The following is an 8,235-nucleotide window of genomic DNA, read 5'->3' as shown; positions in this document are numbered from 1 at the left end:
TTTTAGGAATGTAGTTTACTACACTCCTAAAACTTTTTTTATAAGAATATATTTATTAAAATCATTACTGACATCACTTGAAGTGTCCCTACAAATAAACCATACAGTGATACTGCCCTACCTTGCTTTATTAAGTCTTTTATATTTACCTTAAGCCCTATTGCAGCTAATGCTATTATTTCAAAATTATGACTTATCTTTTTAAATATAGCTGAAACTTCTGGAGTTATAATATTTAAAGAGAATAAAGCACATGTTATAAAAAATCCTATTACATACCAAGGTATTTTTATCTTTCCTTTTTCTGTATCAACTATTTCTTCTGCAACTCTCTCAGTATCACTCTTATTTTTTAAATGACCGAATATAAATACTACTGCAACTAGCATTATAACCCTTACTATTTTAAATATCGTTGCTAAATCTTTTACACCTTCATTTACCATAGCACCACTTGCTACAACTTGTCCTACTGATTGTAGAGTTCCACCTATCATAGCTGATGTTTGTATAGTTTCATGATTATACAAGTATCCTGATAAAAGTGGTAATAAAAACATTAAGAATATTCCCGTTACATTTACTACAGTTATAGATATTCCTTTATCTTTATCATCTGCATCAATTACAGGAGCAGTTGCAGCTATTGCAGATGAACCACATACTGCATTTCCACTTGCCATAAGAAACCTAAAGTTTTGATCAAATCCTAATTTTTTACCTATGTATAACGCTCCAACTATTGTTATAGTCATTTGTATTATAACAAATAATATTCCATTTAATCCAAGCTCCATTAACTTAGATACACTTAAAGTTCCCCCAAGTAAAACTATTGAGTATGATAATAAATTACTTTCAGAAAATTTATATCCACTTTGAAATACTTTTTGTCCTAAAAATAAATTTCCTACTATAATCCCTAAGAATATAGATATAGTTGCTGCACCTATTTTAGGTATTATGTTTGAAAACAGCATACTTACTAACGCTATTAATAAGGATACTATAAACCCTGGTAGTATTTCTTTTACCTTGTTCATTATTTTACTTTCTTTTGTCATAAGTAATATTACCCTTTCTTTTATGTAATAATTTCCTTTTATAGTATACATTTATTTTTATCATAAGTAAAAATAATTATAAATCTATAATCAATAAATTTAATTTATAATAAACTTTATAAAAAAAGAATATCTATATAGATATTCTTATAATAATATTCCGATTAAAGTTATAGCTGTTATTACTTGTAGCGTTCCAACAAATAGTCCATATAAAGATACTGATTTACCTTGTTTTATTAAATCTTTTATATTTACTCTTAATCCTATTGCTGCTAATGCTATTATTTCAAATTTATTACTTAATGATTTACAGATTTCTGATAGTTGTGGAGATATTATATTAGTAGAAAATAAAGCACAAGTTATGAAGAATCCTATTACATACCAAGGTACTTTTATTTTTCCCTTTTTAGTATCTTGTATTTCTTCTTCTAATATATCATGATTAGTTTTATGTTTTAAATGACCAAATAAGAATACTACGCCAACTAACATTATAACTCTAACTATTTTAAATATTGTAGATAAATCTTTTACACCTTCATTAACCATAGCACCACTTGCTACTACTTGCCCTACTGATTGTAGCGTTCCACCTATCATAGCAGACGTTTGTACTGTTTCATGATTGTATAGTTTTTGAGTTAAAATTGGAAGCAAGAACATTAAAAATATTCCCGTCACATTTACTATTGTTATTGCTATTCCTTTATCCTTGTCATCTGCATCAATAACTGGAGCAGTTGCAGCTATTGCAGATGATCCACATACTGCATTTCCACTTGCCATAAGAAATCTAAAATTTTGACTAAAACCTAATTTTTTACCTATATATAATGCACCAACTATAGTTACTGACATTTGTAAAACAACAAATAATATTCCATTAAATCCTAATTCCATTAAAGTTGATACACTAAGAGTTCCTCCTAATAAGACTATTGAGTATGATAACAAATCTGTTTCTGAGAACTTATATCCTTTTTGAAATATTTTTTGATCTAAAAATATATTACCTACAAACATACCTAAAAATATTGAAATTGTTGCTGCTCCTAACTTTGGTACAAATTTTGAAATTAATATACTTACTATACCTATAATTAAAGATACTATAAATCCTGGTAGTATCTCTTTAATACTTTTAAAAATGTCTTTATAATTTAACATGATGTATAACTCCTTTCTGACTCAATATATTCTTTACAATTAGTATATAATTATATTAATCATAAGTAAAATTTATAAAAAAAATAATTATTATTAATTTTTTTTATGATTAGGTGTATAATATACTTATTAAATAGTTAGTAATTAGGAGGTAACATCATTGTTTGAAGAATTAAAAACATTCATTGCTGTAGTTGAATATAAAAACTTTACTAAAGCTGGAGAACACCTTAATTTATCCCAACCCAGCGTTAGTACTCATATAAAAAATTTAGAAAATACTTTCGGAGTTACATTAATAAATAGATCAGTTAAACAAAAATCTATATTTATAACAGAAAGCGGATACACCTTATATAAAAGGGCTAAGGAAATAGTTAATCTATTGGATACTACTTCTATGGAGGTTCTAAATACTTCTGATTCTATAAAAGGTCATCTAAAAATTGGTGCTAGTTTAACTACTGGTGAATATATCTTACCTAAGTTTTTAACTACATTTTGTAAAAAATACCCAGATATAGATATCGAAATTTTTATTGAAAATACATCAACTATTTGTTCTAGTTTAAAAGATTTAACACTTGATATTGGACTTATAGAAGGTATATCTTCTTACTCTAATTTCTCACAAGAATATTTATTAAGGGATAAAATGGTATTAGCATTCCCATATAATACAGATTTAGTTAAAGATAATTTTTCTTTAGATAAATTACAGGATAAAAAATGGATAGTGCGTGAGGATGGCTCTGGATGCAGGGAATTCTTTAATATGTTTTTAGGAACTAATGAGATTGTACCTAAAAGTGTTATGGTTTTAGGAAGTAATTATGCTGTTAAAGAGGCTGTTAGAAATGGGTTAGGAATTACCATTATGTCTAGGTTTGTAGCAGCCCCTGCAGTAAAAAATAAAGAACTTTCTATAATTGAATTAGATGATTCTTACACTCATAATTTCTCTTACATTTTACCTAAAAATATTACTATATCTAAGGCTACAGAAGTATTTTTAGAAGAATTTAAACTGTATACTTCAAAACTAGATAAGCAATAGTGCAAAAAAGACCTTAGAATATTCTAAGGTCTCTTTTATATATAATTACATTCCTAATTCTTTAAATTCTCTACTTCCCGGCTTAACTAATTCAAGATTTCCTTCCTTACATAAAGGACATTCATCAGCATCATGAACTTGTATATCAAGCTTTATAGCACTATATATAGGCATACCTATATCATCATTAGTTCTGTTTGCTATACAAGCAACACCTATAACTTCTCCACCTAAAGCTTCTAAAGCTTTCTTTGTTTCTATTGTTGATTTTCCTGTTGTAACAACATCTTCAGCTATTATTATTTTAGCTCCTGGCTTAACTTCAAACCCTCTTCTAAGTTCCATTACGCCATCTTTTCTTTCAGTGAATACTGTTTCTTTGTTTAATTGTCTTCCTAATTCATAAGAAACTATTACTCCGCCCATTGCAGGTCCAACTACTAAATCTATATCTAAATCTTTTATTTGCTCTACTACTGTACTTAGTACTGCTTCAGCATATTGTGGAAATCTTAATACCTTAGCACATTGTATATATCTGTTACTGTGTTTTCCTGAAGATAATAAGAAGTGTCCTTCTAATAACGCATCACTTTTCTTTAATATATCAACTACATCTACTTTACTCATAATTATGTCCTCCCAAATTTTATCCTTCTGTTTTTAATCACTAATAAATTATAATATTCCTCTTATTTCATCTAAGCTTTCTATTCCTTCTTTTTTCATAAAAGCTTCTATTCCTTCAATTATCTCAATCCCTATCTTAGGATTTATAAAATTAGCCGTTCCTAATTGTATACATGTAGCTCCTGCCATTATAAATTCTATGGCATCTTCAGCTGTCATTATTCCGCCCATTCCCATTACTGGTATGCTTACATTTTTACAAACTTCATGAACCATTCTAAGAGCTATAGGTTTTATTGCTGGTCCTGATAATCCTGCATATACATTTTCAAATACTGGCTTTCTTTTATTTATATCTATAGCCATTGCTTTAAAAGTGTTTACTAGAGATATTCCATCAGCACCTTCTTCTTCACATACTTTAGCCATACCAACTATATCTTCAGCATTTGGCGATAACTTTACTACAAGAGGAAGAGTTGTAACTTTTCTCACTGCTCTTACTACTTCTCTTGCAACTTCATTTTTTATACCAAAAGCCATTCCTCCAGCTTTGACATTCGGGCAAGATATGTTTAATTCAATCATATCTATTGGTTGGTCATTTAAAAGTTTTACTCCTTCTACGTAATCTTCTAAAGTTCCACCTCCAACGTTAGCTATTCTTACTGTATCTAGCTCTTTGAAGAATTGTAATTCGTTGTCTATAAATCCTTGAACCCCAGGATTTTCAAGTCCTACACTGTTCATCATTCCAGATGGAGTTTCCCAAACTCTCATACCGTTATTTCCGTCTCTCTTATTTAAAGTAAGCCCTTTGCTACTTATTCCACCTAATTTTTGTATATCATAAATTTCATTGTATTCTTTTCCAAATCCGAATGTTCCCGATGCCATTATTAATGGATTTTTAAATTCTACATTTCCGAATCTTACTCCTAGATTAGCCATTAAATATCACGTCCTCTCCCCAGAATACAGGGCCATCTTTACATGTTTTCTTATTTCCGAACTTAGTTTTACAAGTACATACTAGACAAGCACCAACCCCACATGCCATATGATTTTCTAAAGATACCATTATTTTTGTGTTAGTACCTTCTACCATCTTAACTAATTTTTCCATCATAGGTGTTGGTCCACAAGTTAATATATAATCATACTTTTCAACATCTAGTATGTCTGTTACGAAGGTATTTCCTGTAGCTATATGAACTTCATTACAAACTGATTTATACTCTTCTTCTAATATTGCTTCACTTCTAAATCCAAGGTAAGCATCACAGTTTTCTATGTTTTTAGCTACTAAGTAAAGCGGCGCTACTCCGATTCCTCCACCTACTAAGGCAACCTTACCTTCTACCTTTTCATATCCATTACCATAAGGTCCTTCTAACTTTATAGTTTCATCTTCCTTTAATTTACTTAATATTTTAGTACCTTCACCGAATACTTTGTATAAGAAAGTTATACTATTTTCATCTATATCATGTATGCTTATTGGTCTTGATAGCAGCGGATACATATCCCATGCTCTTAACATATAGAACTGCCCCATTTTGCCTTCAAATTCCCCTGCTACTTTCATCAAATACATGTCTTCGCCTATATATTTATTTTCAAGAACTTTATACATTAACACATTCCCTTTCTATTATCATATGTCTTTCAACGCTTAACCCTAAAAGCTTCATTATTAAAGCCATTCTAACAAACATTCCGTATTTAGCTTGTTTGAAATATACTGCTCTTTTATCAGAATCTACATCTACATCTATTTCGTTTACTCTTGGTAATGGATGCATAACTAGCATATCTTCTCTAGCATTTTTCATTTTTGATTTATTTAATATATAACAATCTTTTAGTTTTTCATATTCATCTTGATTTTCAAATCTCTCTCTTTGAACTCTTGTCATGTATAATACATCTAAGCTTCCTATAACATCATCTAAGTTATTAGTTTCATAGTATGCATGACCTTTTATAGCCTCTTTTATATAATCAGGCATTTTTAATTCATCTGGAGATATAAATACGAATTTTACATTTTTGTATCTAGCCATAGCTTTAACTAAAGAGTGAACTGTTCTTCCATTCTTTAAGTCTCCACATAATCCTATTGTATGGTTTTCTAAACTTCCTTTAAGAGATTTTATAGTAAGTAGATCTGTAAGTGTTTGAGTTGGATGTTGATTTCCTCCGTCCCCTGCATTTATAAAAGGTATTTCGCTATATTTTGCTGCTTCAGCTGCTGATCCTGCTACTGGATGTCTCATAACTATTGCATCTGCGTAACATTCTACAGTCTTTATTGTATCTGCTAAAGATTCTCCCTTTGACACAGATGATGAATTTGGTTCTGAAAAACCTATAATTCTACCACCTAATCTATTCATTGCAGCTTCAAAGCTTAATCTTGTTCTTGTTGATGGCTCATAGAATAATGTAGCCAATAGCTTACCTTCACATATGTTTGAGTATTTTGACGGATTGTCAATTATATTTTGAGCTAATGATAATATTTCGTCTATTTCTTGTATTGAAAAGTCCTCTGGTTGGATTAGATTTCTTCCTTGTAATAACATTATTTATCCTCCTTTTTCAGCCTCTCTGGACTGAATTTAAAAGTATTTTTTATTCTGATAGTAGCTTAACACCTTTTTTCTCTAATGTCAATATATTCTATTTAAGAAAATTATATATAAAAAAGCCGCTTAATAAAATAAGCGACTTGTGATATTTTTATTAGAAAACTCTCTTTGCTGTAACAAACTTAGATGTATAGTAAGAAGAGTTTATACTTGTAACGTGTACACTTTGACCTGGTTTAGGTGAGTGTATCATATTTCCTCCACCTATGTATATACCAACGTGACTTACATTTCCTGTACCATTAGTAGTAAAGAATACTAAGTCTCCTGGTTGTAAGTTTGATTTACTTACAGTCTTTCCATATCCTGCTTGAGCGCTTGATGATCTTGGTAAAGATATACCAGCTGCTTGCTTGTAAACATATGAAGTAAGACCTGAGCAGTCAAAGCTATTAGGACCTTCTGCACCCCAAACATATGGAGAGCCTATTTTAGCATAAGCTAAATTAACTACAGCTTGAGCTAATGAAGTATCAGATGCTGGTGGATTATAAGAACCATTATCTTGTGATGGTTTTTGAGCAGGTTTTTGAACCGGCTTTTGAGCTTGTCCACCGTTATTGTTTGAACTTTGGTTCTTGTTTGAATTTTGGTTCTTATCTGAACTTTGGTTTTTATTTGAGTTTTGGCTATTGCTGTTTGAGTTTTGATTTTCGTTTGTAATTGTATTATTATCAGTTGAAGCTTGAACATTTTCTTGAGTAGTTTCTTCTTCAGTCTCTATAACAGGTGCTTCTTCAGAAACATATAAAGATCTTATATATCCTTCATTTTCACCTTTCTTTACTTTTATCCAGCTACCATTATCTTCTAAAACTTTCATAGTGCTTCCAACTTCTAACTCTTCCACTATTTCAGATTCAGTATTAGCTTCTTTTCTTAAATTTACTTTATTTGATGTAATGTAACCGTGAGCTTCTTTTATATCTACGAATCTAGTTGCTATCCAACCTTCTCCATCTCCAACTTTAACCTTAACCCAGTCACCTTGAACTCCTACAACCTTGAATTCGTCTCCAGTGTAAGCTACATTTTGAACAGATCCTTGTTCTCTTATTTTAACAGCAACTCCATCTTTAACTGTAGCTACCTTATATGTAACATCTTCGTAATTAGGTAAGTCTATTACATTAGTTGTGTTGTCTTCTTTATTTTCAACGTGGTTATTTTCTACTTCATCTGCATTTGCAATTGTATTCATTGATAACGCCATAACTGACGCAAACATTGGTACTAATATTTTTCTCTTCATGATATTTTTCCCTCCAAAAATTCACCATAAGTGTATATCTTACGTGTTATTTTTATAGGTGAAGTCTTATCTAGGATAAAATACTAATACACAAGATATTTTGTAACTTTTTTGTAATTTATTTTAATATGTTATGTAGTATTCTTATGTTAATAAGTAATCTGTGTAAATTTATATCTTGTATAAAAATCTTTATTTAATTAACGAATTAATTATTTTATCCAATGTATCACCTAAATATACATTTCTATTATTAAATTATATCCTAAATATCCCTAAAAGTAAATATTTTTGTAGTTATGTCAATATTTGTCACATAAAATTTTAAGTTTATGTGCTTTTTTAATGTCTAAAATCATTATTTAATTATTTATATTTCAACATAAAAAAAAGAAGTAATTATTT

8 protein-coding genes are annotated in these 8,235 nt (G+C 29.6%); 1 reads left to right on the top strand and 7 read right to left on the bottom strand.

Annotated elements, in window-relative coordinates; translation table 11 throughout:
* Positions 1-38: 38 nt before the first annotated feature.
* Positions 39-1,064 carry a YeiH family protein gene (locus BN899_RS16325; RefSeq protein WP_042277669.1) on the bottom strand — a complete coding sequence of 342 codons (1,026 nt, stop codon included), beginning with the start codon at positions 1,062-1,064 and terminating at the stop codon, positions 39-41.
* A gap of 147 nt (positions 1,065-1,211) precedes the next feature.
* A complete protein-coding gene (locus tag BN899_RS16320) occupies positions 1,212-2,237 on the bottom strand; it encodes a YeiH family protein (RefSeq protein ID WP_042277667.1) in 1,026 nt (341 codons plus the stop codon).
* A 160-nt stretch (positions 2,238-2,397) separates the two neighbouring features.
* Between BN899_RS16320 and BN899_RS16315 the strand changes: the two genes are divergently transcribed.
* Complete coding sequence (locus tag BN899_RS16315) at positions 2,398-3,294, top strand: LysR family transcriptional regulator (protein ID WP_042277665.1); 897 nt, start codon at positions 2,398-2,400, stop codon at positions 3,292-3,294.
* 45 nt (positions 3,295-3,339) lie between these two features.
* Here the strand turns inward: BN899_RS16315 and pyrE are convergent, their stop codons facing one another.
* The 5 genes from pyrE to BN899_RS16290 all read right to left on the bottom strand — a co-directional run bounded on the left by pyrE (position 3,340) and on the right by BN899_RS16290 (position 7,830).
* Complete coding sequence (pyrE, locus tag BN899_RS16310; protein ID WP_042277663.1) at positions 3,340-3,924, bottom strand: orotate phosphoribosyltransferase; 585 nt, start codon at positions 3,922-3,924, stop codon at positions 3,340-3,342.
* A 48-nt stretch (positions 3,925-3,972) separates the two neighbouring features.
* Positions 3,973-4,875 carry a dihydroorotate dehydrogenase gene (locus BN899_RS16305; RefSeq protein ID WP_042277661.1) on the bottom strand — a complete coding sequence of 301 codons (903 nt, stop codon included), beginning with the start codon at positions 4,873-4,875 and terminating at the stop codon, positions 3,973-3,975.
* Positions 4,868-5,560: a dihydroorotate dehydrogenase electron transfer subunit gene (locus BN899_RS16300; protein WP_042277659.1), complete on the bottom strand. Its 693-nt coding sequence runs from the start codon at positions 5,558-5,560 to the stop codon at positions 4,868-4,870. The genes BN899_RS16305 and BN899_RS16300 overlap by 8 nt, the downstream gene beginning before the upstream one ends.
* Positions 5,553-6,512 (bottom strand): aspartate carbamoyltransferase, encoded by a 960-nt coding sequence (pyrB, locus tag BN899_RS16295; protein ID WP_042277656.1) that lies wholly within the window; start codon positions 6,510-6,512, stop codon positions 5,553-5,555. The genes BN899_RS16300 and pyrB overlap by 8 nt, the downstream gene beginning before the upstream one ends.
* Before the next feature lie 160 nt (positions 6,513-6,672).
* On the bottom strand, positions 6,673-7,830 hold the full coding sequence (locus BN899_RS16290; RefSeq protein ID WP_042277654.1) for a C40 family peptidase: 1,158 nt from the start codon (positions 7,828-7,830) through the stop codon (positions 6,673-6,675).
* Between the last annotated feature and the right edge of the window lie 405 nt (positions 7,831-8,235).

The organism is Faecalimicrobium dakarense (genome assembly GCF_000499525.1).
GTDB lineage: Bacteria > Bacillota > Clostridia > Peptostreptococcales > Peptostreptococcaceae > Faecalimicrobium > Faecalimicrobium dakarense.
Note: the sequence above shows the minus strand (reverse complement) of the source record. Positions and strands in the feature narration are given on the sequence as shown.

Excerpts from the sequence above, each read along its gene's own strand:
- BN899_RS16320 (WP_042277667.1), bottom strand. The coding sequence starts at position 2,237 with ATGTTAAATTATAAAGACATTTTTAAAAGTATTAAAGAGATACTACCA.
- pyrB (WP_042277656.1), bottom strand. The coding sequence starts at position 6,512 with ATGTTATTACAAGGAAGAAATCTAATCCAACCAGAGGACTTTTCAATA.
- pyrE (WP_042277663.1), bottom strand. The coding sequence starts at position 3,924 with ATGAGTAAAGTAGATGTAGTTGATATATTAAAGAAAAGTGATGCGTTA.
- BN899_RS16325 (WP_042277669.1), bottom strand. The coding sequence starts at position 1,064 with ATGACAAAAGAAAGTAAAATAATGAACAAGGTAAAAGAAATACTACCA.
- BN899_RS16290 (WP_042277654.1), bottom strand. The coding sequence starts at position 7,830 with ATGAAGAGAAAAATATTAGTACCAATGTTTGCGTCAGTTATGGCGTTA.
- BN899_RS16300 (WP_042277659.1), bottom strand. The coding sequence starts at position 5,560 with ATGTATAAAGTTCTTGAAAATAAATATATAGGCGAAGACATGTATTTG.
- BN899_RS16305 (WP_042277661.1), bottom strand. The coding sequence starts at position 4,875 with ATGGCTAATCTAGGAGTAAGATTCGGAAATGTAGAATTTAAAAATCCA.